General features: G+C 60.1%; 21 protein-coding genes and 1 riboswitch. Of the genes, 16 read left to right on the top strand and 5 right to left on the bottom strand.

Translation table 11 applies throughout. The annotated features are described in order from the left end of the window. Positions 1-72: 72 nt before the first annotated feature. From OU694_RS15330 to gcvPB, 5 genes are all read left to right on the top strand, one after another. Positions 73-1,920 (top strand): hypothetical protein, encoded by a 1,848-nt coding sequence (locus tag OU694_RS15330; protein WP_308911891.1) that lies wholly within the window; start codon positions 73-75, stop codon positions 1,918-1,920. Positions 1,921-1,930: 10 nt separating this feature from the next. After that, positions 1,931-2,022, top strand: a riboswitch (glycine riboswitch). 173 nt (positions 2,023-2,195) lie between these two features. Beyond that, positions 2,196-3,326, top strand: a complete 1,131-nt coding sequence (gene gcvT / locus OU694_RS15325) for a glycine cleavage system aminomethyltransferase GcvT (protein ID WP_308911890.1) — start codon at positions 2,196-2,198, stop codon at positions 3,324-3,326. Positions 3,327-3,358: 32 nt separating this feature from the next. Further along, positions 3,359-3,730 (top strand): glycine cleavage system protein GcvH, encoded by a 372-nt coding sequence (gene gcvH, locus OU694_RS15320; protein WP_308911889.1) that lies wholly within the window; start codon positions 3,359-3,361, stop codon positions 3,728-3,730. Between the two features lie 38 nt (positions 3,731-3,768). Further along, positions 3,769-5,115, top strand: coding sequence for an aminomethyl-transferring glycine dehydrogenase subunit GcvPA (gene gcvPA / locus OU694_RS15315; RefSeq protein ID WP_308911888.1), 1,347 nt, complete (start codon positions 3,769-3,771; stop codon positions 5,113-5,115). Then, positions 5,112-6,671: an aminomethyl-transferring glycine dehydrogenase subunit GcvPB gene (gene gcvPB / locus OU694_RS15310; RefSeq protein ID WP_308911887.1), complete on the top strand. Its 1,560-nt coding sequence runs from the start codon at positions 5,112-5,114 to the stop codon at positions 6,669-6,671. Before gcvPA ends, gcvPB begins: the two co-directional genes overlap by 4 nt. A 60-nt stretch (positions 6,672-6,731) precedes the next feature. Here gcvPB and OU694_RS15305 read toward each other — a convergent pair whose 3' ends face one another. Next, entirely contained in the window at positions 6,732-7,646 is a 915-nt protein-coding gene (locus tag OU694_RS15305) for a PhnD/SsuA/transferrin family substrate-binding protein (protein ID WP_308911886.1), read from the bottom strand. A 234-nt stretch (positions 7,647-7,880) separates the two neighbouring features. Here OU694_RS15305 and OU694_RS15300 point away from each other — a divergent pair, with 234 nt between their 5' ends. Next, positions 7,881-9,194 carry a hemolysin family protein gene (locus tag OU694_RS15300; protein WP_308911885.1) on the top strand — a complete coding sequence of 438 codons (1,314 nt, stop codon included), beginning with the start codon at positions 7,881-7,883 and terminating at the stop codon, positions 9,192-9,194. Positions 9,195-9,200: 6 nt separating this feature from the next. Here OU694_RS15300 and OU694_RS15295 read toward each other — a convergent pair whose 3' ends face one another. Both OU694_RS15295 and OU694_RS15290 read right to left on the bottom strand, forming a co-directional pair. Continuing rightward, positions 9,201-10,280, bottom strand: coding sequence for a lipid A deacylase LpxR family protein (locus tag OU694_RS15295; protein WP_308911884.1), 1,080 nt, complete (start codon positions 10,278-10,280; stop codon positions 9,201-9,203). A gap of 69 nt (positions 10,281-10,349) precedes the next feature. Then, positions 10,350-12,731, bottom strand: a complete 2,382-nt coding sequence (locus OU694_RS15290) for a TonB-dependent receptor (protein WP_308911883.1) — start codon at positions 12,729-12,731, stop codon at positions 10,350-10,352. A 431-nt stretch (positions 12,732-13,162) separates the two neighbouring features. On the opposite strand from OU694_RS15290, the gene groES reads away from it, so the two are divergent. From groES to OU694_RS15240, 10 genes are all read left to right on the top strand, one after another. After that, complete coding sequence (gene groES / locus OU694_RS15285) at positions 13,163-13,450, top strand: co-chaperone GroES (RefSeq protein ID WP_373460431.1); 288 nt, start codon at positions 13,163-13,165, stop codon at positions 13,448-13,450. Between the two features lie 63 nt (positions 13,451-13,513). Beyond that, positions 13,514-15,157 carry a chaperonin GroEL gene (groL, locus tag OU694_RS15280; RefSeq protein WP_308911882.1) on the top strand — a complete coding sequence of 548 codons (1,644 nt, stop codon included), beginning with the start codon at positions 13,514-13,516 and terminating at the stop codon, positions 15,155-15,157. A gap of 277 nt (positions 15,158-15,434) precedes the next feature. Beyond that, positions 15,435-17,492, top strand: coding sequence for a methyl-accepting chemotaxis protein (locus tag OU694_RS15275; protein WP_308911881.1), 2,058 nt, complete (start codon positions 15,435-15,437; stop codon positions 17,490-17,492). A 170-nt stretch (positions 17,493-17,662) separates the two neighbouring features. After that, complete coding sequence (locus OU694_RS15270) at positions 17,663-18,961, top strand: OprO/OprP family phosphate-selective porin (protein ID WP_308911880.1); 1,299 nt, start codon at positions 17,663-17,665, stop codon at positions 18,959-18,961. 306 nt (positions 18,962-19,267) lie between these two features. Beyond that, positions 19,268-19,873: a GNAT family N-acetyltransferase gene (locus OU694_RS15265; protein ID WP_308911879.1), complete on the top strand. Its 606-nt coding sequence runs from the start codon at positions 19,268-19,270 to the stop codon at positions 19,871-19,873. An 82-nt stretch (positions 19,874-19,955) separates the two neighbouring features. Continuing rightward, positions 19,956-20,552: a DUF1285 domain-containing protein gene (locus tag OU694_RS15260; protein ID WP_308911878.1), complete on the top strand. Its 597-nt coding sequence runs from the start codon at positions 19,956-19,958 to the stop codon at positions 20,550-20,552. Continuing rightward, positions 20,545-21,204, top strand: a complete 660-nt coding sequence (locus OU694_RS15255; protein WP_308911877.1) for a CoA pyrophosphatase — start codon at positions 20,545-20,547, stop codon at positions 21,202-21,204. Before OU694_RS15260 ends, OU694_RS15255 begins: the two co-directional genes overlap by 8 nt. Beyond that, positions 21,201-21,530, top strand: a complete 330-nt coding sequence (locus tag OU694_RS15250; RefSeq protein WP_308911876.1) for a hypothetical protein — start codon at positions 21,201-21,203, stop codon at positions 21,528-21,530. The genes OU694_RS15255 and OU694_RS15250 overlap by 4 nt, the downstream gene beginning before the upstream one ends. Continuing rightward, positions 21,505-22,707: a CCA tRNA nucleotidyltransferase gene (locus OU694_RS15245; protein WP_308911875.1), complete on the top strand. Its 1,203-nt coding sequence runs from the start codon at positions 21,505-21,507 to the stop codon at positions 22,705-22,707. Before OU694_RS15250 ends, OU694_RS15245 begins: the two co-directional genes overlap by 26 nt. Positions 22,708-22,823: 116 nt before the next feature. Next, a complete protein-coding gene (locus tag OU694_RS15240; protein ID WP_308911874.1) occupies positions 22,824-24,158 on the top strand; it encodes a protoglobin domain-containing protein in 1,335 nt (444 codons plus the stop codon). A 4-nt stretch (positions 24,159-24,162) separates the two neighbouring features. Here the strand turns inward: OU694_RS15240 and OU694_RS15235 are convergent, their stop codons facing one another. Both OU694_RS15235 and OU694_RS15230 read right to left on the bottom strand, forming a co-directional pair. After that, positions 24,163-25,242, bottom strand: coding sequence for a TonB family protein (locus OU694_RS15235; RefSeq protein WP_308911873.1), 1,080 nt, complete (start codon positions 25,240-25,242; stop codon positions 24,163-24,165). A 43-nt stretch (positions 25,243-25,285) separates the two neighbouring features. Beyond that, the gene (locus tag OU694_RS15230) at positions 25,286-26,197 is read right to left on the bottom strand and encodes an NAD(P)H-dependent flavin oxidoreductase (RefSeq protein WP_308911872.1); all 912 of its coding nucleotides are present in this window, start codon (positions 26,195-26,197) and stop codon (positions 25,286-25,288) included. Between the last annotated feature and the right edge of the window lie 26 nt (positions 26,198-26,223).

Raw genomic sequence — 26,223 nt, 5'->3', positions numbered from 1 at the left:
TTCATGATTGCATAAATCCGCCCTTCAGGGGAACCTGTCGCTCAGGTTGTCTGATTGCTCGGGATGCGGTCGATGGATTTCATGGTAGCGCGCCGGGCGGGTGAGGCGTTTCCTGAGTGGGGAAGATTGCCGGACTGGCCCGGATTAAGCCCGGTAGACGGGGCGATTCAGGAAGTGCGGCTCGGCAGCTTCCTTATTGTAGTGCCCTCTATTTCGCGGAATCGTGGCCGTTTCCAGTTCTTCGATGGGCATGCAATCGCTGGTGGGCGTGCATACAGTGCGGCCGTAGGCGCGACGCCCGCACCTGCTGATTCCGTAACATTGGAAGGCACCGCAGCGGGGGTATTTGCCCTTGCGGATATCGACTTCGTTTCGGGGCGTCTCAAGGTCAGTCTTGACCCTCTTTCCCAATACAACCTGTTCACGGCAAACGTCGGCGGTGTGCAGGTGGTAGCGACCAATGTGTATATGATCGAGGCCCTGCTCAAGCGGATGGGGTTGTCGCTGACCCGCACGTTCCGTGTCGCCGGATTTGAGGCTGCGCTTGGCATGGGGGCAGGGGTGCATACTGGTTTCGGCGAAGTGTCACTTTTCCCTGCTGACTGCCGACTTGAGGCTGACATGTTGGCGGATACCTGGAACGTTGTTCGCACAGGCAGGCTCAGCCGGTTCCTTGCCGCCCGCGATGTGACTGCTGGGGAAGTGGCGGAATCTCTCTCTGCCGATATGGCTGTGCTTTCGCGGGCATTTGACGGTGCAACCATCCTGCATGACCTGACAGGCGGACTTGATAGCCGTCTTGTGCTGGCGGCATCTCGCCACGCGGGATTGCGTCATCAGGCAATCAATCGATCACCGGAAGGATCGCCAGCCGACATAATCATTCCTGATATGATTGCCGTACTCTTGGGCCTGAACCATATGGCTTGGCCGGGCAATCATCAGGGAGAGGAACTGGATGCCGCTGAAGGGCAGCGCCGCAACATTTTCTGTGGTCAAGGTCATTATCTGGGTTCGATGGCCGATCTCGGTTCATGTCGCCTGACCGGTATTGTCCATGTGCGCGGTGGTCTTGGCGAAGTTGGCCGTTCTTTTTATCGGCCCGCGCCACCCCTGCGCGGGGTGCCAGCATTGCTGCCCTGGCGCAAGGGATATGCAGCCCGTGTCAGCCGCCTGCTTATGGGGCGCCGTTTAAAACACGAAGCAATGTTCAGCAGCGCGTTCAAAGCGGAGGCCCGGCAATCCTTGCAGAGCCAACTTGTCAATCTTCAGGAAAACGGGATTGGCCGGGAAAATCTTTTAGATGCCCTGTATCTGACTGATCGCTGCCGCCGCCATTTCGGGTTTCCCTCGCAAATGCTCAATCGCTCCCGCCCGGCGTTCGAGCCGCTTGCGCGGCCGGATTTGCTGGCGCTTGCAGCGTCCTATGAGGCATCGGCGCGTGCCGCGGGGGATGCCATCCATGATCTTCTCGGTCGTCTGGACCCTGTCCTGCGGGATATGCCAATCGATCCTGCTTCAGTTCGCTGGTCGAAACGGCCTTATCTCCGGTTTACGGGAGACGGCACCGTACCAACTCCATCAGTTCAGCACTTCGCTCCGAACGGTACGGTAAGGCTGACCGGGAGGGATGCTGCACCGCGCGAGGACTTCATGGGGCGCGCCCGTGACCTGCGGGCGGATCATATAATCTGGGATGTTCTCGACAGACGGACACTGCTGGCAGAAAAAGACCTGCCCGAAAGTCGCGCGTTTTTCTCGTTGTTGCTGAATGGACTGATGTGGGTGGAAAACGAGACTGCGGTTTCAGTGATTGATCGTCATGTGGCTGTCAGCCCCATGCCCCAAACCCCGATTGACTCTTTTCCCTCTGCCACTATGATCGCGGCCACTGATTCAGGTCTTGCGGGGGCGGGCTAATGCTCCCCGTGGTGACTGTGCGGGAGAGACCGGACTCCAAATTCCGGCGCCGAAGGAGCAACCACCCCGGAAACTCTCAGGCAGAAGGACCGCACGGTCGGCGGACAACTCTGGAAAGCAGGCGGGCGAGGGCAACCTTGATCGCCTCACCGACGGGGTAAGCCGTCTGGCGCGATGATCCGCGCGGACGGCGAAATCTCTCAGGTCCCATGACAGAGGGGGTTTTGGGCCGGTTCACCCCGGCGTCAACCCACGCCTGCGGAGTGCCTGCGCCAATGACCGATACCCCTCTCCATAAAACCCCGCTTTATGATCTGCATGTCGCGCGCGGCGCCAAGATGGTGCCTTTTGCTGGCTATGACATGCCCGTCCAGTATCCCCTGGGGATCATGGGGGAGCATAATCACACGCGGGAAAAGGCCGGTCTTTTCGATGTGTCGCACATGGGGCAGGCGATGGTGCGCTCGCGCGATGGCAGCGACCCGGCCGCCGCCCTTGAAAAGCTGATGCCCGGTGCCCTCCAGTCCCTGCAGCCTGGCAAGATGCGTTACACGCTTCTCCTGAATGATGAAGGCGGGATCGAGGATGACCTGATGGTCACCCGCACGCATGAGCCCGATGGTGCCCTGTATGTGGTCGTCAATGCCGGCTGCAAGGACAAGGATTACGACATTGTCGAGGAAAAGCTCGGCCACCTGATCACGCTTGAACCCCTTGAAGACAAGGCCCTGATCGCGCTGCAAGGCCCGAAGGCGGAAGCAGTCCTCGCGCAGTTCGCGCCGGAAGTGGCCGAGCTCGGCTTCATGGAAGCAACGTCCGTGACGCTTGAAGGCGTTGTCTGCTGGATCAGCCGGTCGGGTTACACGGGCGAAGACGGCTACGAGATTTCGGTGCCGGAGGAGGCGGTTGTTTCGCTCGCCGAGCGTCTGACTCGCCACCCGGATGTGGAACTGATCGGCCTTGGCGCGCGCGACAGCCTGCGCCTTGAGGCGGGCCTTTGCCTGTCAGGCCATGATTTCGATGCAAGCGTCAGCCCGGTTGAGGCTGGCGTCACCTTCGCGCTGGGTAAAAAGCGCAAGGAAGCAGGTGATTTTGCGGGCGCGTCGCGTATCCTGAAGGAACTGGCCGATGGCCCCGCCAAGGTGCGGGTCGGTATCCGCCCCGAAGGCCGCGCGCCGGCCCGTGAAGGCACCGAGATTGCCGACGAGGCAGGCAACGTGATCGGTGTGATCACCTCCGGCGGCTTCGGCCCCACGGTGGGTGGCCCGGTTGCCATGGGCTTTGTGCCGCCTGCGCTTTCGGCCGTTGGCACGAAGCTCAACCTGATGATCCGCGGCAAGGCGCATCCGGCCACGGTCGCCGCCCTGCCGTTCGTTACCCTGCGCTACAAGCGCAAGACTGCCTGATATCTTCAGCTTATTTCGATAGGGGACCTGACATGCTGAAATTTACCGAAGATCACGAGTGGATCGAATATGTGGACGGCATCGCCACCGTCGGCATCACCGATTATGCCCAGCAGGCGCTGGGGGATGTGGTGTTTGTGGAGTTGCCGGAGGTTGGCGCCACTTACTCGAAAGGCGACGAAGCCGCAGTGGTCGAATCCGTGAAAGCCGCGAGCGAGGTTTACGCCCCGCTCTCGGGCGAGATCAAGGCCGTGAACCATGACCTTGAAGGTACGCCCGCGCTTGTGAACTCCGCCGCCATGGATGCCGGCTGGTTCTTCAAGATGAAGCTTGAGGACGAAGGCGAGCTCGACGACCTGATGGACGAAGACGCCTATAACGAGTTTCTCGCAAGCCTCGACTGAGGCTTGCCCCCGCTTTTCCGCGCCCGGAGCCTGACCCAATGCGTTATTTGCCGCTGACCCCTGCCGACCGGCAGGAGATGCTGACCAAGATCGGCGTGAAGGGCATCGATGACCTGTTCATCGATGTCCCGAAGGATGCCCTTAACCCCGTGATCGATCTGCCCGCGCACAAAAGCGAGATGGAGGTGGAACGCCACCTCTCGCGGCTGGCGGCAAAGAACGTCCCGGCTTCCAGTGTGCCCTTCTTCGTGGGGGCCGGTGCCTACAAGCACCATGTGCCGGCGACCGTCGATCACATCATCCAGCGCGGTGAATTCCTGACGGCCTATACGCCCTATCAGCCCGAAATCGCGCAAGGCACGCTGCAGTATATCTTCGAATTCCAGACCCAGGTGGCGATGCTGACCGGCATGGATGTGGCCAACGCCTCCATGTATGACGGCTCCACCGCGTGCGGCGAGGCCGTGATGATGGCGCGCCGCGTGACCCGCCGGAACAAGGCGATCCTCGCCGGCTCCCTGCATGGTCATTACCGCGACGTCGTCACCACCATGACGCAATATACGGAAGACGAGGTTGTCTCGCTGGCCGCCAATCCGGCGGACCCGCACGGCGAACTGAAAGCCGTGATGGACGCGATCGACGACAGCACGAGCTGTGTGGTCGTCCAGAACCCGACCGCTTTCGGGGAAGTGCTCGACCTCCGCCCCGTGGCTGAAAAGGCGCATGCGCACAAGGCGCTGCTTGTTGTGGTTGTCACCGAAGTCGTGTCCTTGGGCCTCGTGATGAGCCCCGGCGAGATGGGCGCGGATATCGTGGTGGGCGAGGGCCAGTCGATCGGCAATGGCCTCAATTTCGGCGGGCCGTACCTTGGCCTTTTCGCCACCAACCAGAAATATGTGCGCCAGATGCCGGGCCGCCTCTGCGGTGAAACGGTGGATGCCGATGGCAAGCGCGGTTTCGTGCTGACGCTTTCAACCCGCGAGCAGCATATCCGCCGCGAGAAGGCGACCTCGAACATCTGCACCAACTCGGGCCTTTGTGCGCTCGCCTTCACGGTCCATATGTCGCTTCTGGGCGACAAGGGCCTGACGGGCCTCGCGAAAGTCAACCATGCCCGCGCGCAGGCGGTCGCCAAGGCGCTTTCAGGCGCTGGCGTCGAAGTGCTTTCGAAGCGCTTCTTCAACGAGATCACCGTTCGCGTGAAGGATGCCGCGAAGGTGGTTGATGCCCTCGCCGAGAAGGGTGTGCTCGCCGGTGTGCCGGCCTCGCGCCTTTATCCCGGCGAAGGCTTCGATGACCTGCTGATCATTGCCGCCACCGAAACGGTGACGGGGGACGATATCAAGGCCCTTGTGAACGGCCTGAAGGAGTATGCGGCATGAGCATGAATAGCGAAGGTCGGCCGACGACCCCCAATGCCGTGACGACCGACGAGCACAAGTATGAAAGCTTCTCGGGCCATGTCGGTCTGCGCCTGGCCGAGCCGCTGATCTTCGAGATCGGCTCCAAGGACCGCACCGGTGTGGACGTTGAGGAAATCGATGGCTTTGTCTCGAACCTCGGCGCGCTTGAACGCACCGGCGGCACCGGTTGCCCCGGCCTCGCCGAGCCCGATGTGGTGCGCCACTATACCCGCCTGTCGCGCCGCAACTATGGCATCGACATGGGCGTTTTCCCGCTCGGGTCCTGCACCATGAAGCATAACCCGCGCCTCAACGAGAAGATGGCCCGTCTGCCGGGCTTTGGCGACATCCACCCGCTGCAGCCGCAATCGACCGTGCAGGGCGCGCTCGGCCTGATGGAAGAACTGTCCCACTGGCTGATGGAACTGACCGGTATGCCGGCGGTGGCCCTGTCGCCCAAAGCCGGTGCCCACGGCGAGCTGTGCGGCATCATGGCGATCAGGAAGGCCTTGGAGGCCCGCGGTGACGCCCGTGAGGTGATCCTTTGCCCGGAATCGGCGCACGGCACCAACCCGGCGACTGCGGCTTTCTGCGGTTACAAGGTGAAGTCGATCCCGGCCAAGGAAAACGGGCGCGTCGACATCGAAGCGCTCAAAGCAGCGCTTGATGATACGGTGGCAGCGGTGATGGTGACAAACCCTAACACCTGCGGTCTTTTCGAGAATGAAGTGCGCGAGATTGCCGATGCCATTCACGCCGCCGGTGCGCTTTTCTACTGCGATGGCGCCAACTTCAACGCCATCGTCGGCAAGGCCCGCCCCGGCGACCTTGGCGTGGATGCCATGCATATCAACCTCCACAAGACCTTCTCGACCCCGCATGGCGGCGGCGGCCCGGGTTCCGGCCCTGTCGTCTTCTCTGACCGGTTGAAGGATCATGTGCCGCTTCCCTTTGTGGTGAAAACCACTGAAGGCCTTGTGCTGAAAGAGCATGAAGATGGGGATAACGACCCGAGCTTCGGTCGCCTCGTTGCCTTCCATGGCCAGATGGGCATGTATGTACGCGCCCTTTCCTACATGCTATCGCACGGCGTGGATGGTTGCCGCCAGGCCAGCGAGGATGCGGTCCTCAATGCCAACTATATCAAGGCCTGCCTTGATGACCTGATGACCGTCTCGTTCGAAGGCCCGTGCATGCACGAAGTCCTGTTCGATGATGAGTTCCTGAAGGGCACCGGCGTCACCACGCTCGATTTCGCCAAGGCGATGATCGACGAGGGCTACCATCCGATGACCATGTATTTCCCGCTCGTTGTGCACGGTGCCATGCTCGTGGAGCCGACCGAGAGCGAGAGCAAATACAATCTCGATCAGTTCATCCGCTCGATGCGCGGGCTCGCCGCTGCTGCCAAGGCTGGCGAAACCGAACGCTTCACCGGCGCGCCTTACTTTGCGCCCTGGAAACGGCTGGACGAAACGCAGGCAGCGCGAAATCCCGTGTTGCGCTGGTCGCCAGAGGCGGAAGCAGCAGAATAAGCGAGAGAATAGGAAGGGGGCGCGATGCCCCCTTTTTCATACCGGTATATGCGGTGAGGATCAGCCTACGCGGTCTTTCACGCGCTCATAGTAAACGCGCATCCGTTCCATATCCGCGAGGATGGCTTCGTCGGCACGGTCGAAACGCCGGACGCGGTTATAGTCCCTGAGCGCCTGCCAGCCTTCCGGGTCGTCATGCATGTTCCCGAGGGCCGTAATCAGCCGCGCTTTGAGTGCAGGGTCCATGTCCCGGCGCAGGAGCGTGACGGCCCGCAGGAGCGGCTCACTTTTGGCGATCACTTTCATCCGCACGCGGGCCATTTGGGCTTCGGCTCGCGGGGAAGCCCAGTCTTCGTCGCTCAGTGCCCCGGCGACGGCCTTGCCATCGGCAATATAGCGCGCGGCGGCACCATCCTCATGGGTGAAGATATAGCCGATCTTGCCGGCCGGCACCGGGTCGCTTGGGGAGGCGAGCTCGACGGTTTGAAGCCCTTCGCCCCTCAGCATCGAAAGCGGAAACAGGAAAGCGGAGGTGGAGCCCGGTCCTTCAAAGGCAACGACCTTGCCAACAAGGTCTTCGAGCTTTTTCACGCCAGACTTTTCCGACGCGATGATCAGGCTGTGATAGGCGGTCACACCGTGGCGGCGCTCCCGGAAGGTGATTTCGGCATTTGTACGATCGATAATGCCCCATGCCGCCAGCGGCGTTTCCGACACGAAATCCACCTTACCTGCATTGATCGCCGCCGACATGGCCGGGATATCGGGCAGGCGCGCGGAATCGATGGTCAGGCCGGGGATATCCGAAAGAACGGATGCGAGATAATCGATCACCAACCCCTGCCGGTCGCGCAGATCCTGCGTGTCGTCGCAGATGCAGCCAAACACCAGACGGCGTTCATCGCCTGCCGCAGCGGGCAGGGCGGTGCAAATGGCCGCCATCAGAGCGACTATAGCCGGCTTCATCAAACGCATCGGGTACTTTTCATGTGTCAGAATACAGGCCGCGTTCAACGCTTTACAGGACGCGGCAGCACTTTCTAGGGCACCTTTTCGGGAATTGCCACCTTCATTTGACATGTGGCCGGCGGACTTTATAAACTTTCTCACCAGCATTTCAGGGTTTTCAGCATGGATGACGATCACACGAGTGGCATTGGCGGCAGCGACCGCCCGGTGCCTGCATTGGCGCTTTAGGGCGAGGCAGAGATGGAAATCCTGCTGCTGATCGGGCTCATCATCCTGAATGGTGTCTTCGCGATGTCGGAGATCGCCATTGTCACCGCCCGCCGTGCGCGGCTTGCCAAACGCGCCGAGGAAGGTGACAGGCAGGCCGCTGCTGCTCTCAAGCTTGCTGAGGAACCGACCGGTTTTCTCTCCACCGTGCAGATCGGAATCACCTCGATCGGTATCCTCAATGGTATCGTGGGTGAGGCCGTGCTCGCGGACGATTTCGCACGGTGGATGACGGGGCTCGGGACCGATCCAGAAACGGCAGCCATCAGCGCCACCGTGATGGTGGTGGTGGCTGTGACCTATCTTTCCATCGTCGTGGGCGAACTGGTGCCTAAGCGGATCGGGCAACTGCATCCCGAAGGCATCGCCCGCCTTGTGGCCCGGCCGATGCAGATTCTCGCCTTTGCCAGTCGCCCCTTTGTGGCGCTCTTGTCAGTTTCCACCACGACCCTTCTCACGCTCCTTCGTGTACGGCAGGACAAGATCGACCTCTTGACGGAAGAGGAGATCCATGCCGTGCTCGCCGAAGGCTCGGACGCCGGCGTCATCGAGGCGCACGAGCATGCGATGGTGCGCAATGTGCTCAGGCTGGATGACCGCCAGCTTGGCTCGCTGATGGTGCCGCGCGGCGAGATTGTCTGGGTGGACCTTCTCCGGCCGCTTGCTGAAAACCTGAAGCTCATGATCGAAAGCGCGCATGAGCGTTTCCCGGTGTGCGAGGGCGGGCCGGGCAATGTGCTCGGCTACGTGCAGGCCAAGCATGTGCTGGGCGATGTGGCGTCGGGCAGTGCTGACCTCCGCGCCCGTATCCGCCCCGCCGTTTACGTGCCTGAAACGCTGACCGGGATGGAGCTTCTGGAGCGTTTCCGGCAGGGTGCCGATCATTTCGCGCTGGTTGTTGATGAATACGGCGAGATCGAGGGTCTGGTCACGATCCATGACCTACTCGAAGCGCTGACCGGTGATTTCGCGCAAACCGAAGGCACGGGCCGCGCGATGCTGCGGGCCGATGGTTCATGGCTGCTGGATGGCAGCCTGCCGCTGCCGGACCTGAAAGATTGCCTCGGCATCCGGTTTGTGCCCGAAGAAGGGCGCTATCACACGCTTTCCGGCATGATCCTGCGGCTTTTGGGACGCATCCCGGAAGAAGGCGACACTGCCGTTTGGGAATCCTGGCATTTCGAGGTGATGGATATGGACGGCAAGAAGATCGACAAGATACTTGCCCTGCCGGTCGCGAGCGTGGGGGATGGCATTTATGTGGATGCCAAGGACCCGGTGATGTGACGCATCTCAGAAAAGCTTGGTAACCGAGACAGCACCGAAGAACTGCCCGCCTTCCTGCCCGTGGAATTCCTCGGTGCGGAAGGTGTGGGTGTAGGCCAGCCGCCAGTCCCCCGCGAACATGACGGCGCCAGCCACGATATCAGCCACCCAGTGATGCTTGTCGACGCTTTGGCTATCCCGGAACAGGTTGCCGTCGAGGAAAGCATTGCGGGCCATGAACCGCCCTTCTGCTCCCACGAAGAAATAGCCGGTGAAACTGCCGGGTGAAAACCAGTCGCTGCCGGGGGTGGAAGGCTGGATGCGGTTCGGCGTCACGATCTCGCGGTCGCGGCCCCAGCCGATGCGGGCGGTGCCGCCGACGCTGACATAATCATAAATGGTGCCGATGGCGATGGAACCATGCGGCGTGATATCGAAGCCGAAGCCATTGGCCTCGCCGCCGGCGTCATGCCGGACAAGCTGGCTCGCGATCATATAGGTCATCACAAAGCCCGGTTCGTTGCGCAGCTGGTTTCGCCAGCCTTCCGGGTGCCGGGTGTTGACGATATCATGCCAAGCCGTCTGCACTTCCTTGCCAAGTGCCATCGGCCCCATCACGCCAACATCCAGTTCGATCACCTCGAAAGAACGCCCTGTCTGGCGCGCGACCGAGCCACCGGCATAAAGCCATGCGGCATAGGGGCGGTCGTCGGGCTGCGGGGTGCTGACTGTGATGTCCTTGGGCGTGTAGATATTCTGGCCGAAGAAATATTGCTTGGTCCGCACCGAGGTGTCGCCCTCACCGCCACCCAGAATGCTGAGGCCGTTATCGTCGATCCAGTCGAAGATGAAGAAAAGATCCTCCTCGCGCTTCAGCGTCAGGCCAAGGCGCAGGCCTTGGGTATAGCCCCTGTCACCATCGAAATCGGGTGCATCGGAATCGCTGTCGGCAAGCCCCATGAACTGGCTGAACAGATCGTTTTCCACCTGCAGGGTCCAGCTGCGGTCAGGCTCTGCGGCAGGCTCTGCCGCGCGCACGGGCAGGGCCAGCGCGAGGCTGGCGGCGAAAAACGAAACAGCTCTGTTCAGTCGGGCATGGATCATCATGAGGCTACAGTTTCAAGAAAAATGGGCGGCACCGTGGCACCGCCCAGATTTATCACGCTTGGAAAAGGCTTAGAATTCGCTGCGGAAATTCACGCCGAAGGTACGGGGCTGGTTGGTGGTGAAGCCGACCCGTGCGGCGCCGCCACGCTCCAGATCGAGCGAAAGATAGGCACGCTCATCCCAGATGTTGTTCACATAGAAGGATACTTCATAGTGGCCGCGACGTGCGCCGATACGCAGGTTGCCGAGCGTATAAGCAGGCATCTTCGGATCGAAATTGAAGGTGTCGATCGTCGGATCGCCGAAGTCCCGCAGTGCGATCGAGCCGAAGCCCGGTGTCTGATGGGCAATCAGCGAATAGTTCGAGCCGATATGCTGGACCGAAGCAGTGAGGAAGCCTTCATAGTCGGTGCCGAACTGCCAATAGTAGTTCATCACCGCCGTCATCTGGAGTTTCGGTGCAGTCGGCAGGCGAGCGCCTGATTCCGCGCCGGCAAGGATATTGCCGTTCACATCCGTTACGTCCGAGCGAAGCTCCGCATCGATAACAGTTGCACCAAGGCTGATATCCAAATTCTCGGTTACGAGATAGTTGAACTCTGCCTCGATACCCATGCTGCGCGCCTTGGGCACATTGAGGAGAATACGCGACGAGCAGTTGCCAGCGGACACCGGCATCTGCAGATTCTTGATGTCGGTATAGAAACCGGCAACGTTGAAGGTGCCGCGGGCGCCGAGGTTGGTTTTCGCACCCACCTCATAGTTCCAGACGGACTCATCGGAGAAACCCGGGTGTCCGCCATAGGATTCGAGGTCGTCGGCACTGCAGAGCGGCTCGTTGAGCGGATCATTGATACCACCAAGACGGAAGCCCTTGGCGACCTGCGCATTGAGCGTCACATCCTCGGTTGCATCGTAAGAAAGGATGAAGCGGGGTGCGAAGCCATCAGCACTTGCCTCGCCCGGTGCATTCGTCGGTACAGCAAACGCACCGTCGAACTTCAGCACACGGCTTTCATCATAATCGTACCAGCGCAGGCCGGCGGTGAAATCCAGAGCGTCGGTGATGGCGTAGGTTGCTTCGCCGAAAATGGCCTTTTGCTTGAAGTCCATGTCGATCACGGACCAATAAGGCTGGTCTTTTTGCGAGCCGACCGTGCCGACGTTGGAGAGACCGGTCAGATCGTCCCAGCCCGGCGCGTTCAGGATCTGGCTGTAGCCGCGTTTCCAGTCGGTGTAGAAGGCGCCAATCACCCAGCTAAGCGGGCCATCGCCATTCGAGGTCAGGCGCACTTCCTGTGTCCATATCTCAAGGTCTGAAGTGTCGGCCAGCGGGGAGGAAATCCGCGCACCCTCACCCAGTTCGTATCCAACCGGTCCAGCGAGATCGTAGGTCACGCTGCCGGTAAGCTGGGAGGCGTCGCGCAGCACAAGCACTTCACGGTCGGTGTAGCTGGTGACCGAGGTGAAGGTGACGGCATCGCCTTCCCATTCAATCTTTGCGTCGGCCAGGAAGAAGTCGTCAGTGAGGCCTTCCTCCAACTGAGTGAACTGGCCGCGTTCGCCGAGATCGAAAGCCGGCTCGGTCGTGGTGTAGGGGTTGCCGAGAATGTTCCACACGTCAATGCGCGGGAAGCCATCGGTGTCCAGCTTCTGGAACAGAATGCGCGGCGTGATGGTCAGGCTTTCTGTCGGCTGCAGCGTAAGCGCCACCCGGAAACCGGACCGCTCGCCGTCATTCACGTCTTTGTCGACGCGGCCGTTGGGTTGTGTCGCGTCAATAAAGCCAGGATAGCTGGTATGATAGGCCACAGCGCGCAGGGCGGCTTTGTCTTCGGCGATCGGCAGGTTGACCGCCGTCTTCAGGCTCCAGCCGAAGCCACCACCGTCGACCTGATTGACGTCGGCCTCAACAACAGCTTCCGAGCTGTTCATTTCCGGCATCTTGGTGATGTAGCGGACGGTACCCGATAGCGAACCCGCGCCGAACAGCGTGCCTTGCGGCCCACGCAGCACTTCAACGCGTTCGAGGTCGAAGAGGTCGACATCGGGGGTGAACAGCGCGACCGAGATCGGCGATTCGTCAAGATAGACGCCAACCTGTTCTTTCACGTTTGCGAGGTCGCGTGCGGTCTGGCCGGCGGCGACGCCGCGAATGGCAATCTGGCTCTGGCCGGGCCCGAGGTCGGTAATGGCAAGGCCCGCCACGTTACGGGCGAGGTCGGCAAGGCCGGTCGCACCGGAATTGCGGAGCTGTTCTTCGGTCTTGGCGTTCACCGAGAAGGGGACGTCCTGCAGCGTTTCGGAACGTTTGCGCGAGGTAACGACGATTTCTTCAAAGTCAGCCGAGCGGGCGGTGGTATCCTGCGCCGACGCCGCGGTGGTCATCGGTACGGCGACAAGCGCGACAATGGACGTGGCCCGCAGAAATTTGCTGGTCTTCCCTTGCATTGATATTCTCCCTGGACGGGCATCTGCTTAAGCAGTGCCGTCGATTATGTTTTTTGGGTTCAGACCTTTCGAGAGGTCAGGATTGAAATTATCGACGCCTGATGACCATCTTCAAGAAATATAGTTGCCATTAATAATGGTTAACGTCGTATATGATTCCGTCTGTGGCGGTTATGTTACATTCAGAGTGTGAACCCCTTGGAGTGATATTACTATCGTATTAGGTGTGTTGTTCTATTCCGGCTGGCCAAAAAGCTTATTCTGTGGCGCAGGCTTGCAGCAAATTCACACGCAGCCGGCGAAAGTCAAAAAATGTCATCACGCGGCCTTGAAGCCGTAACACAGGTGGCTTACATAGGCGGCGTGTTAGCACTCATGCGAATTGAGTGCTAACAGCTCATTTGACGCTTTATCAGATATGGAGACACATAATGGCTCTTCGTCCGCTTCATGACCGCGTACTGGTCAAGCGTATTGAAAGCGAAGCTAAAACTTCGGGCGGCATCATCCTGCCGGATACCGCGAAGGAAAAGCCCTCGGAAGGCGAAATTATCGCTGTCGGCAACGGCGTGCGTGGCGACGACGGGAAAGTGACCCCGCTCGACGTCAAGAAGGGCGACAAGGTCCTGTTCGGCAAATGGTCGGGCACCGAAGTGAAGGTCGACGGCGTCGATCTCCTCATCATGAAAGAATCCGACATCATGGGCATCATCGAGTAAGCAGCCCGCTTGCTCTGACCCATCTGTCATTCCTTTAAGACCCATTCAGTTCAGGAGGCCAATATGGCTGCCAAAGAAGTAAAGTTCCGCGAAGAAGCCCGCGCCAAGATGCTGGCGGGCGTTGATATCCTCGCCAATGCTGTGAAAACCACCCTCGGCCCGAAAGGCCGCAACGTGGTTCTGGAAAAGTCGTTCGGCGCACCGCGCATCACCAAGGACGGCGTCTCGGTTGCCAAGGAAATCGAACTTAAAGACAAGTTCGAAAACATGGGCGCCCAGATGGTGAAGGAAGTAGCAAGCCGCACCAACGATGTGGCTGGCGACGGCACCACCACCGCGACCGTTCTGGCCCAATCCATCGTCCGCGAAGGCATGAAGTCGGTTGCCGCCGGCATGAACCCGATGGACCTGAAGCGCGGTATCGATATCGCGACCACCAAGGTTATCGAAAGCCTGAAGTCGCGTTCGCGTGACGTGACGACCAACGAAGAGATCGCCCAGGTCGGCACCATCTCGGCCAACGGCGAAGCCGAAGTTGGCAAGATGATCGCTGAAGCCATGGCGAAAGTCGGCAAGGAAGGCGTTATCACCGTTGAAGAAGCCAAAGGCCTCGACAGCGAGCTGGACGTCGTGGAAGGCATGCAGTTCGACCGCGGTTACCTGTCGCCTTACTTCATCACCAACGCCGAGAAGATGATTGCCGAACTCGACAATCCGCTGATCCTTCTCCACGAGAAAAAACTCTCGAGCCTGCAGCCGATGCTGCCGCTCCTTGAAGCTGTCGTTCAGTCGGGCAAGCCCCTCCTGATCGTTGCCGAGGACATCGAAGGCGAAGCACTGGCCACCCTCGTTGTGAACAAACTGCGTGGCGGCCTCAAGATCGCTGCCGTGAAAGCACCGGGCTTCGGCGACCGCCGCAAGGCCATGCTCGAAGACATCGCCATCCTCACTGGTGGCCAGGTGGTTTCGGAAGACCTTGGCATCAAGCTTGAGAATGTCGGCCTCGACATGCTCGGTACTGCCAAGAAAGTCACCATCACCAAGGAAGACACCACGATCGTTGACGGCGTTGGCGCAGCTGACGACATCAAGGCCCGCGTCGAGCAGATCAAGGCCCAGATCGAAGTCACCACGTCTGACTATGACAAGGAAAAGCTCCAGGAGCGCCTTGCCAAGCTCTCTGGCGGTGTGGCCGTGATCAAGGTTGGCGGTGCGACCGAAGTGGAAGTGAAAGAGCGCAAGGACCGCGTTGACGACGCCCTGCACGCAACCCGCGCAGCCGTCGAAGAAGGTATCGTTGCCGGTGGCGGCACCGCGCTTCTCTATGCAACCAAAGCCCTCGAAGGACTTGAAGGCGCCAATGACGACCAGACCAAAGGCATCGACATCATCCGTCGCGCCCTGCAGGCTCCGGTTCGCCAGATCGCTGAAAACGCCGGTGTTGACGGTGCGGTTGTTGCCGGCAAGCTCCTGGAGCAGAACGACACCAACTTCGGCTTCGACGCCCAGAACGAGGAATATACCAACCTCGTTGCCAAGGGCATCATCGACCCGACCAAGGTTGTCCGCACCGCGCTGCAGGACGCTGCCTCGATCGCCGGCCTGATGATCACCACCGAAGCCATGGTGGCTGACGCACCGGAAGACAAAGCCCCGGCTGCCCCGATGGGTGGCGGCATGGGCGGCATGGGTGGCATGGACTTCTAAGTCCGGCTCTCAGCCACACGATATAGGCTGTCCTCGGATGGCCTGGCAAACCCCGGGAAGGTCTCTTCCCGGGGTTTTGTTTTTTGGCGTGTGCTATTGCTGGGTGCATAAATTTTATTAAATTATTTACGGACTTAGGATAATCTCCTCATCTGACGGGGGAACAATCCACCGCATGAGAACGAGCAGGCGGGCAATTACGCACCGGTTGCCATTTCGACCAAAGGGAGCTGTCACTTGAAAACCCGCGCCTCAGGGCGCTGGCAGGAGGACACTCATGTCGGTTATTTCCATTTTCCAGAATCTCAAGACAGCCATCCGCGTTTTCACGCTCGTCGGGGTGGCGGCACTTGGACTTATTGCCATTCTTGTCACTGATTTTATCGGATCGTCGCGCATGGAAGCGGCGCGAGCGGAAGCGGCGCGCTATAACGAGCTCGGCGACCAGGCGGCGGAACTGGAAATCCAGTCGTTGAACATTCGCCGCCGGGAAAAGGATTTCCTTCTGCGCAATGACCTGAAATATGCGGAACAATATAGCGAATCGTCTGACAAGGCGCTCGCAACCCTGAAGCGGATCAAGGCGCTCTCGGACGATGGCGCCGTTCAACGGGCCGTGACCGCTCTTGAAGAGATACTGCCCGAGCATCGCACCCAGTTTGAAAAGGTCGTTGAGCTGAAAAAGGCGGTCGGCCTCTCAGAAACCGAGGGGCTGCAAGGCGCGCTGCGTGCGGCGGTTCACAATATCGAAGAATTGCTGAAGGAGTACCCGAGCGACAAGCTGCAGATTCTGATGCTGATGATGCGGCGGCATGAGAAAGATTTCATCGCCCGTCTGCAGGAGCGTTACATCGGCGAGATAGCGACACGCGCATCAGAATTCCGCACGGCACTTGCCGCAACCAATTTCCCGGCTTCGGAAAAGGCGGATATCGAGGCACGCCTTGCGAGCTATGTCGAGAATTTCAATGCCTACGCCAAGGACCGTCTGCAGATCGAGGTTGAGGTCGAAACGCTGAGCAGCATTTATTCGCGCACGGCGGAGCATTTCGCGCTGGTGCGTGAAAAGGCAGAGGCAGGTGTGGCGGCAGCGAATGCATCCGAGCAGGCAACCTATGACCTGATCCAGAATGTCGTCCTTACCGTTGTGGGCATCGTGCTGGTTGCCACGGGCCTTGTTGGCTGGCTGGTGATCCTGACGACGGTCGGGCCGGTGGTGCGGCTCGAAGCCGCCCTCGGCAAGATCGCGGAAGGCGACTATAAAACCGATGTGCCGGGCACTGCGCAACGGGATGAGTTCGGCAGCATGGCGCGCGTGGCGCTCAATCTGCGCGATGCGGCTGCCGAGCGGCTGAGGCTCGAGGAAGAAGCCCGCCGGATGACCGAGGAAAAGGCGAAGCAGGATCTGGCCCTTGCCGAGGAACGCGCTGCCGCCGAACGCGAGAAGATGGAAAAGGAACGGGCCGAAGCGCTCGCCCGGCAGGAACGTGCCCGCCGGCTGGAGGAGCTGGTGCAGCAGTTCGATAGCCGCATTACGGCGGCTGTGGCCGATCTGGAGAAAGCATCAGTTTCGATGAATTCAACGGCAGGCGACATGGTCGGTGTGGCAGATGCAACAGGCCGGCAGGCAGCGAGCGTTTCGTCGGCGGCCGAACAGATGCGCGCCAATGTGGCGACCACGGCTGCCGCCATCGAGGAAATGGCGGCTGCCATCCGCGAGGTAAACAGTCAGGTCCATACGGCTACCCGCTATTCAGGCGAGGCGGTGACGGCAGCGGGTCAGGGCGGGGTTGCCATCGACCGGATGGCCGAGAATGCCCACCAGATCGAGGATGTGGTACGGCTCATCAATGATATCGCTGAACAGACCAATCTTCTCGCCCTCAACGCCACCATCGAGGCCGCACGGGCGGGCGACGCCGGCAAGGGCTTTGCCGTTGTGGCAAGCGAGGTGAAAAGCCTTGCGAACCAGACGGCGCAGGCAACCGAACAGATCACCGGCCAGATCCAGGACATGCAGTCGGTTACGGCATCCGTCGTCAGCGCGATCAAGGCCATCGAGCGGACGATCGATCAATTCTCTTCCGTCATGTCCAGTATCTCGGCGGCTGTCGAGGAGCAGGATGCGGCAACGAACGAGATCAGCCGTAACGTCCAGTTCACGTCTGAAGGGGCGGAGCGTGTGACCAGCGACATCCGCGACGTGTCGACCGGGGCCGAACGTACCGGCAAGGCTTCCTCGCATGTGATGACGGCTGCTGAAAAGCTCGGTGAGCTTGCGGCTACCATCAAGTCGGAAGTAGGAGTATTCCTCAGCGGCGTTCGCACAGTCTGAAGCATTTCGTGACACCGGCCAGCGCTGCCGGTGTCATCTTTCTTACCGTTTGATGACTGAATTATGACGTTTGTCATGAAAATGTAACACGTGCGTCATAAACAAGCGCCCATGCAGCCTTCGGGCCGCGTTTTGCCCGCCGGGCCGGGCCGCAACAAGGACAAGACAGAATGATCAGCCAGAAACACCGTGCCGGAACCCTGCGCAGTGCCACCGCCGTTGCCGCCCTTGCGGCCTATGTGTGGGGTGTGCCTGCTTCAGCCCAGTCGATCGAGGAGCTGAAAGAACAGCTCGCGCTTCTTGCCAAGCGCATCGAAGAACTTGAGAAGAAGCAGGAAAAGACCGTTGTCGTGAAGAAGGAGGAGCCTGCCTCCGAGCTTGGCTTCGCGGCTGGTGACTTCACCTTCAACGTGCGCGGCCGCATCTTCGCCGATGCTGCATGGGCGTCCGACAAGGACAATGCGATGGACCTTTCGGCCACCGAGCTGCGCGCCGCACGCCTCGGGATCGAAGGCAAGGCAGGTGCCCGCACCGGTTACAAGTTCGAGGTCGATTTCGCGGGTGACGAGGTTGAGCTGAAGGACGCCTTCCTGTCCTACAAGGCCGGTCACGGCGTAACCTACCAGCTTGGCCAGTTCAATCCGCCGACCTCGATGGAAGAACTGACCTCCAGCCGTCACACCACGTTCATGGAACGCTCGTCCTACACCGATGCCTTCGGCTTCGCGCGCCAGATCGGCGTGTCGGCCACCATCGGCGGTGACAATTATTCGGTGTCGGCCGGCGCTTTCCGGGGCAGTGCGGGCACGAGCGGCGAGAAGGAAGGCGAGACCCTCGCCATTCGCGGTCACTATGGTGACAAGATCGGCGACGGTGCGTGGATGCTCGGCGCGTCGGTCCGCTACCGCAATCTCGATGAAGGCGCCTTCCGCTATCGCCAGCGTCCGCACCAGCATCTCAGCACCCTGCGTTTCATCGACACGGGCAATGTGACCTCGAAGGATGTTCTTTACGGCCTTGAGGCTGCCTATGTGCAGGGCCCCTTCCACGCGACCGGTGAGTGGGCTTTTGTGTCGGCGGATAATGTCGCGGCCGACGGCGGCAATGCCAGCTTCAACGGCGGCTTCGTTGAAATCGGCATGTTCCTGACCGACGAACAGCGTGCGCTGAAACTGGGCCAAGGCGTATGGGACCGCCCGAAGGTCAATAACCCGGTGGACGAAGGCGGCTTCGGCGCCTGGCAGATCGCTGCACGGTTTGACCGGATCGATCTCAGCGACAAGGGCGTCTTCGGCGGCGAGATGGATACCTACCTCCTTGGCGTGAACTGGTACCTCAACCGCTATGCCCGCATGATGCTGAACCTTAGCCGCAGCGACATCGAAAACACCTTTGGCGTGGCCGCCAATGGCACGGACGGTGAAAACAGCGTCGACGCCCTTGGTCTGCGCTTTCAGGTCGACTGGTAAGGCGACGCTGACCATCTTGTAACTCATTGAAAAGGCGTCTCTTTGGTTAGAGGCGCCTTTTCATTTTTTCTATTTTCGTATGAATGGAAAAACCGCTTGTGTGAGGGGGGTGATCATCATATTTTCACGCCTCCTAAATGAAAGTGTCATCAAGACCATGCTACTGACCCGACCTGTTACTACGGTGATTTCGCTGCGACGAAGATAAGCGTTTCCTTGAGCAAACGTTTTTCTCGGTTGTAGCGCACATGCGTACGACAGGATCGACATCCCGGGCATAGAATCCGGGTTTGAAGGGCAGTGCAGATGATCACTTATGGTCCGGAACGGCCGTTTGAAGACGGCCAGATCGATCAACTTCTCGACAAGGCATTCGGCCCCGCCCGGCTGATGAAAGCCTCCTACCGCTTGCGGCAGGATGTCGCCCCCGTTCAGCATCTCTCAATGGTGGCCCGCGACGCGGATGGCCGTGTTGTCGGCACCATCCGTTTCTGGCCCGTCACCGTGCGCGATATGCTCACGGGCCGCGAAAGCACGACGCTGTATTTGGGCCCGCTTGCTGTGGACCCGGAAACGCAAGGCTCGGGCATCGGCTCGTCGCTCATGAAAAAGGCGCTCGCGAAAGTCGACCGCCTTGGCTACCAGCGCGTGATGCTGGTGGGTGACGCTGCCTATTATGGCCGCTTCGGTTTCGTGCCGGTGAAGCCGTGCCATATCACGCTTCCGGGCGGTGCTGATGCTGACCGCCTGCTCGTCCGCCAGCGTGGCATGATTGCCGCCCTGCCGGCAGTTGGTCAGCTCGTACGCTTTGCCCCGGCATCCGACGAAGCTGTCGCGTCGCTGGAACCCGCCCGCCTTCGGGCAGCAAAAGCAAGCAAATCGGCCAAAGCCGTGACTCCGGCTGCCGCCTGATCGCGGCGGTTCCTTTCCGAACGGTTGTTTCTCCGCCCGGCTGCGCGTTATCATCGCAGCCGGTATGGAGGATTCTCAGTCAATGAACGACCGCCCGCAATCTGCTTTCAGGCTTGAAGAGATTATCAAACAGGTGGAAGGCCAGCGCCATCCACCCGTGGAGCGCTGGAATCCCGACTTTTGTGGCGATATCGACATGGCGATCCTGAAGGATGGCAGCTGGACCTATATGGGAACGCCCATCGGGCGCGAACGGATGGTAAGGCTCTTCGCCTCGATCCTTCGGAAAGATGAAGACGGCAAGACCTATCTGGTCACGCCGGTCGAAAAGGTCGGCATCCGGGTCGAGGACGCCCCCTTCTTGGCGATTGCAGTTGAAGATGTCGGGGAGGGAGACGAGCGTGCCTTCGCTTTCACAACGAACGTGGGCGACACGGTGATCGCAGGTAAGGATCATCCGATCCGGGTGGAAACGGATGATGAAACCGGCGAGCCGCGCCCCTATATCCTGATCAGGGGCCGGCTGGAGGCATTGATTGCCCGTCCGGTCTTTTACGAACTGGTAGCCGCTGCGAGCCATGTGGATGTCGGCGATGGCCGGGTGGCATTGCGGCTGACAAGCCAGGGCGAGGCGTTTGACCTTGGCAGTGTGAGTATGGAGGATCTTTCGGATGCGTGACTGGCTGGACAGGGCGCTTGCCCCCGGCAACAGCGCGGCCCGCGGCCTGCGCGGCGACGGGGACCTCGACCGCAGCGACCCTGTGGCGGTCTCGGCGCTTGCCGGCAAGCCCCTGCGCCCTGCCGCCGTGCTGATCCCGATCATCGAACGGTCCGAGCCGACCGTGCTGCTGACCAAGCGCCATGGCGGCCTGCGCGCACACGGCGGGCAGGTGAGCTTCCCCGGCGGCCGCATTGATGACACCGACACTGGCCCGCTTGCCGCTGCACTGCGCGAAACGCAGGAAGAGGTCGGCATCGGGCCGCATTATGTGGATGTGCGGGGGCATCTCGATACCTATTGCACGGTGACCGGTTTCCAGATTTCACCCTTCGTGGGGCTGGTGCAGGAAGGCTTTCACCTGATCCGGGCTGAAGACGAAGTCGACGAAATTTTCGAAGTGCCGCTGGCACACCTGTTGGACCCGCGCAACCATCAGCGCCAGTCTGCCGAATTCAGGGGGCGCACCCGGCACTTTTATGTCATCCCGCACGAAAAACATTATATCTGGGGCGCAACAGCGGGCATGATCGTCAATCTTGCCGATCTGATGCGCGCTACTGCCGATACAGACGATCCTGCCACCTTTCTGAAAAGGAGCCTCGCCGGGTGATTGCCATTTTCTTCCGCTTCGTTCTGCTGGCATTGCCGCTTGTTGCCGTAGTCTTCTGGTTGCGCCACCGCGCGAGGGCTGACCGCACGGAAGAAGAGCTGGAGGCCGATATCCGGCGGCTGCGGAAGATGCTCGGCGCCTGTGTTGTGGGTATGCTTGTGGCGGCCATCGGGCTTTATCTCACCGATGACCGACGCAGCGACGCCCACACGCGCTATATCCCGCCGCACATGGAGGGCGACACGCTGGTGCCCGGACGCTTCGAACCCATGGAGGAGCCGGAAGGCGACGAGAAGGACAATGGCGAACGTGACGGGCGCCCCTGACCAGCCTCAGGAAGAGGCTGTCCTCGACCTCCATCCCGACTGGCTGGATCTTGATGTTGTTCGTGCCGTAACGGCTGCCCTCGGGCCCGGCAATCTGCGCTTCGTGGGCGGTGCGGTTCGCGATACCTTCCTCGGCCGCCCGGTGCTTGATCTTGACGCCGCCACCCCCCTGAAGCCGAACGAGACCCTGTGGCGATTAGAGGCGGCTGGTCTGCGTGCCGTGCCAACCGGGATCGACCACGGTACCGTCACCGCAGTGGCTGAGGGCAGGCCTGTCGAAATCACGACGCTGCGCCGGGACGCGGAAACCGATGGTCGTCATGCCCGCATCGAACATACAGATGACTGGGCGGAAGATGCCGCCCGCCGTGATTTCACGGTGAATGCGCTGTATCTGGACCCCGAGGGTCGGCTTTATGATCCAGTCGGGGGGCTGGCGGACGTGCGCGCGCGGCGCCTGCGCTTCATTGGCGATCCCGCCCGCCGTCTCGCGGAAGACCGGTTGCGGCTTTTGCGCTATTTCCGTTTTATGGCAGTGATGGGGGGCATGGAGCGGGATGAAGCTGCACTTGCCGCCATCCGGGATGCGCTTCCGGGGCTTGCGGGCCTTTCGGCAGAGCGCAAGCGCGACGAGTTCCTGAAGCTCCTGAAGGAGCCTGCAGCCCCTGCCGTGATCGGCCTGATGCAGGAGCAGGGTGTGCTGAAGGCTCTTTTCAGCGGCCTTGATACCGGGGTTCGGTGGCGGTTGCTGATGGGTCTTGAAATTGCAACCAAAAGTTATGCATCAGTGATGATCCGGCTGGTTGCCCTTCTGGGAGGCGACAGGGAGCGGATGCGAGTCTTTGGTGATTCGTTCCGGCTCAGTCGCAGTGAGGCACGCTTTCTGGATGATGTGGCGAAGGCGCTGGTACTGCCGGAAAGGCCAAGGCTGTCCAGATGGCAGGAAGCGGCATATCGGTTCGGCAGGAATGTGGCCCTGGCTGTTGTGTGGTTGTCAGAAGTGCATGAAAAACATGGAAAAAATGCCCTTGAGGCCTGCACGGACTGGGATATTCCGGCGTTTCCGGTGAAAGCGGCGGACCTTATGGCAGACGGCATTCCGGCTGGCCCCGCACTCGGCAAGCGCTTGAAAGAACTGGAGGAGCGCTGGATCGAAAACGGGTTTTCCCTTGGCTGAAACCTGCCGGACTGATGTGTGTGTAGTTCTCAAGCGCTTGATCTGAATTCCTTCTATAGTTGTACCCGTGTGAGTGAAACACGCCGTTTTTCGGCCAACACAGTCTGGGGGTAGCAATGATTCAAGAAGTTCCGGCTACGGCGGACCGTTCTGCCGAGCGTCTCGGGTTTTTCCTGATCGATGAAGAAACGCGGCAATCGCTGGCGGCGCATGGGCCCGCCATTCTGGCTGAGGTTCCGGCCATTCTCGATGCCTTTTACGAACATTTGTGGAAGCACGATGAAACCCGCACAATCCTCGGCTCTCGTGACCGGATCGGGCCGCTGAAGCAGAAGCAGGCCGAGCATTGGGGCGTGCTTTTCTCGGGGCGCTTCGATCAGGATTACTGGCAGCGTGCCTATGCCATCGGGCAGGCGCACAATCGGATCGGCCTCCGGCCCAACTGGTATATCGGCGGCTATTCCTTCGTGATGTCGGCGCTCACCGCCGTGATCGAGCGTGTCTGTGGCAGTTCGGCAGCGCCGGTCTCGAAGGCCATAACCCGCGCCATCATGCTGGATCTCGAAATTGCGGTGACCACCTATCTGGATGCGGCAGCGTCAGACAAGCAGGCGTCGATGATGCGGCTTGTGGAAGGGCTGGAAAGGGAAGCCAACGCTGCATCCCAGAAACTCGCCGCTACGAATAGCTCACTGCAGCAGGCAATCGGGGACGTGGGCGCGACCATCGAAAAGATGCGGGGCGGCGCCGAAAGCGTGGCAGCGGCCTCAGAACAGGCGAGCGTGAATGTGGACGCGGTGGCAGCCGCGACCGAGGAAATGAGCACGTCGGTTGCCGAAATCGGTCGTCAGGCCGAACAGTCCCGCCTGATCAGCGACCGGGCGGTGGAGGAAACCGACAGGGCAACGCAGGTGATCGGCAGCCTTGCCGTGACCGCTAGGGAAATCGGCAATGTCGTGAAGCTGATCGATGATATCGCAAGCCAGACCAATCTTCTGGCGCTCAATGCCACGATCGAGGCCGCCCGTGCAGGCGATGCCGGCCGTGGCTTCGCCGTAGTCGCAAGCGAAGTGAAAAGCCTTGCCAACGAAACCGCCCACGCGACGAAAACGATCGGGGACCAGATTTCCAGTATTCAGGAAGCCGCGCTCAATGTGGAAAAGGTGATCAAGGCGATCCAGTCGGTGATCGGGGACGTGAAATCGAACGCCGATGCCATCGCGGCAGCGGTGACGGAGCAGGATGCCGTCGCCTCTGAAATCAGCCGCAACATTCAGGAAGCCGCCCTTGGCACCAGGGATGTATCAAGCCATATCGGCAATGTGGCGGAAGAAACCGCACAGGTGGACGATCTGGCTGGCCAGATGGAAACGCTCGCCGCATCAACACAGCAAACCGCCGATCAGGTCATGCATGATCTGGTGGCGGCCCTCAGGAAATCGGTGGCCTAGGCGATCAGTGGGTGATGTCGAACGTAAATTTGTATGTCACATCATCCGTTTCTACCGGCGCGCCATCGACAAAGCGGGGAGCGTAGCGGAATCTTTCGATCGTCTTCAGTGCCGCTTCTGCGAAAGAGTCGCTACCTTCGACCTCAAGAACAATGGGATTTCGGGCAAACCCATCTTTGTCTACGGTCACAGACAGGAGCGCATGGCCGGTTATACCCGCTCGTAATGCGTTGGACGGGTAGGTAGGCATTGCTTTGTAGACGGGCATATAGTCCTGATCTGGTTTCACAGGGGTGGCTTGGCCGATAGCAAGACAATGCTCGGTCGCCTCATTGCGCATCCCGCGGCGTTCATAGGCTTCAATCAGAAACGCATGGGTAGTCAGGACAATCTGGCTATTTGGCTGAATTCGGTCGAAGGAGTTCAGTGCTTGCAGAAACAGGTCAATGGCTGCCTTTGGTTTGTCTTCTGCAAGGCGGACTTTGGCGATCCAGAATTTTGCCAAGGCTGCCTGAAATCGTGGTGTGTCTCCGTCGATTGTCTCGAAAATGCTGATGGCTTTTTCGAGATAGTGATCTGCGGTGCCGGAAGCGGCGTCCGCTACAGCGATTTCACCCATTTGCAGATGGACCATTCCCATCAGGAAGCTGTCTTCTCCTTCGTGGCGTGTAACGATTTCCATTGCGCGTTGGTAAAGCCTTGTTGACCTTGAAAGCCGCCCTAGCGAAGCTTTTTCCTTGGCGAGAGCCATCAACGGATCTACGAGCTCCAACGCTTCGTTTCCGTATGCTCTTTCCATAATTTCAAGCGCGTGTGTGAGGATGTCTTCGGCTTCGCTTCCGGTGTGCAAACGTCCGTAATTCAGGGCTAGGGCGGCGAGTTGCTTGCTGTCGCCCGGCAGCACTGTTTTGCCGGCTTCGTAAGCCCGGGCTGCTGCTGCTTTTGCGTCGGCGCGTTGGTTGGATGCCATTGCGGTCTTATAGGCATTGTATGCCTCCTTCAGCTCTTGCCGCGCTGAAGTGGTGTCAGCAATAGCTGCAGTGCTGAGCAGTAAGAATGCCAGAAAGTTCGAAAATTTATTCATATTTCCCCCAAGGCTTTGGGGTGAGTGAGCCACAGAATTTCGCTCACTGCAATTTTGAATTGTGATACTCACCTGCCAACCTGTCCACGATCCTGGCAATCGTCGGCGCATCGTGGATTGTCGAGATACCCTGACCCGCTGACCATATATCGAGCCACGGGCGCTTGAAGCCGATGGCTTCGGCATCGGCCGCGGGCAGGCCGGTCATGGGGTCACGCCCGGCGGCTTTCAGGCTTTCCTTCAGGAAATAGCCGGGAATGCCCGAAATCTTGTCGGTATAGAGAAGCCCGTCGGCATCCTCATCGATCATCATCTGCTTGTAGGCGGGGTCAATGCGGCATTCGGTGCTCGCGAGGAAACGGGTGCCCATATAGCACGCATCGGCGCCCAGCATCTCGGCCGCCCGCATGGCGCGGCCATCGCCGATCGCGCCTGCGGCGATGATGGTGCAGTTATATTTCGCCTTCAGCGCCGGGATGAAGGTGAAAGGGCTGATGGTGCCGCCATGGCCGCCCGCGCCCGCGCACACGGCAATCAGCCCGTCCACGCCGGCGGCGGCAGCCTTGGCTGCGTGCTTGAACGACAGCACGTCATGGAAAACCACGCCGCCATAATCATGCACCGCCTCCACCACCGGGGCGGGATCGCCAACCGAGGTGATAACGAGCTTCGGTTTGTGCTTCAGGATCAGCGCAAGGTCCGCATCGCGGCGATTGTTGGTTTTATGGAGGATGAGATTCGCGCCCCACGCGGCGTCATCGGGCCCGAGGGCAGCGGTGATTTCTTCCATCCAGCCTTCAAGGATTTCGGGCGAGCGCGCATTGAGTGTCGGGAAGGTGCCGATGATCCCTGCCTTCGCGGCCGCGATCACCATCGCGGGGTTCGAGATGACGAACAAGGGCGCCATGATGACCGGCAACCGGAGATTCACGAGAAGCGGGGCGGGCAGGGTCATTATACTCTCCTGGAATGGGTACCACT

It is taken from the genome of Pseudokordiimonas caeni, from assembly GCF_026719705.1.
GTDB classification, from domain to species: Bacteria; Pseudomonadota; Alphaproteobacteria; order Sphingomonadales; family Kordiimonadaceae; genus Gimibacter; species Gimibacter caeni.
This window is presented reverse-complemented; position numbering and strand designations above follow the sequence as displayed.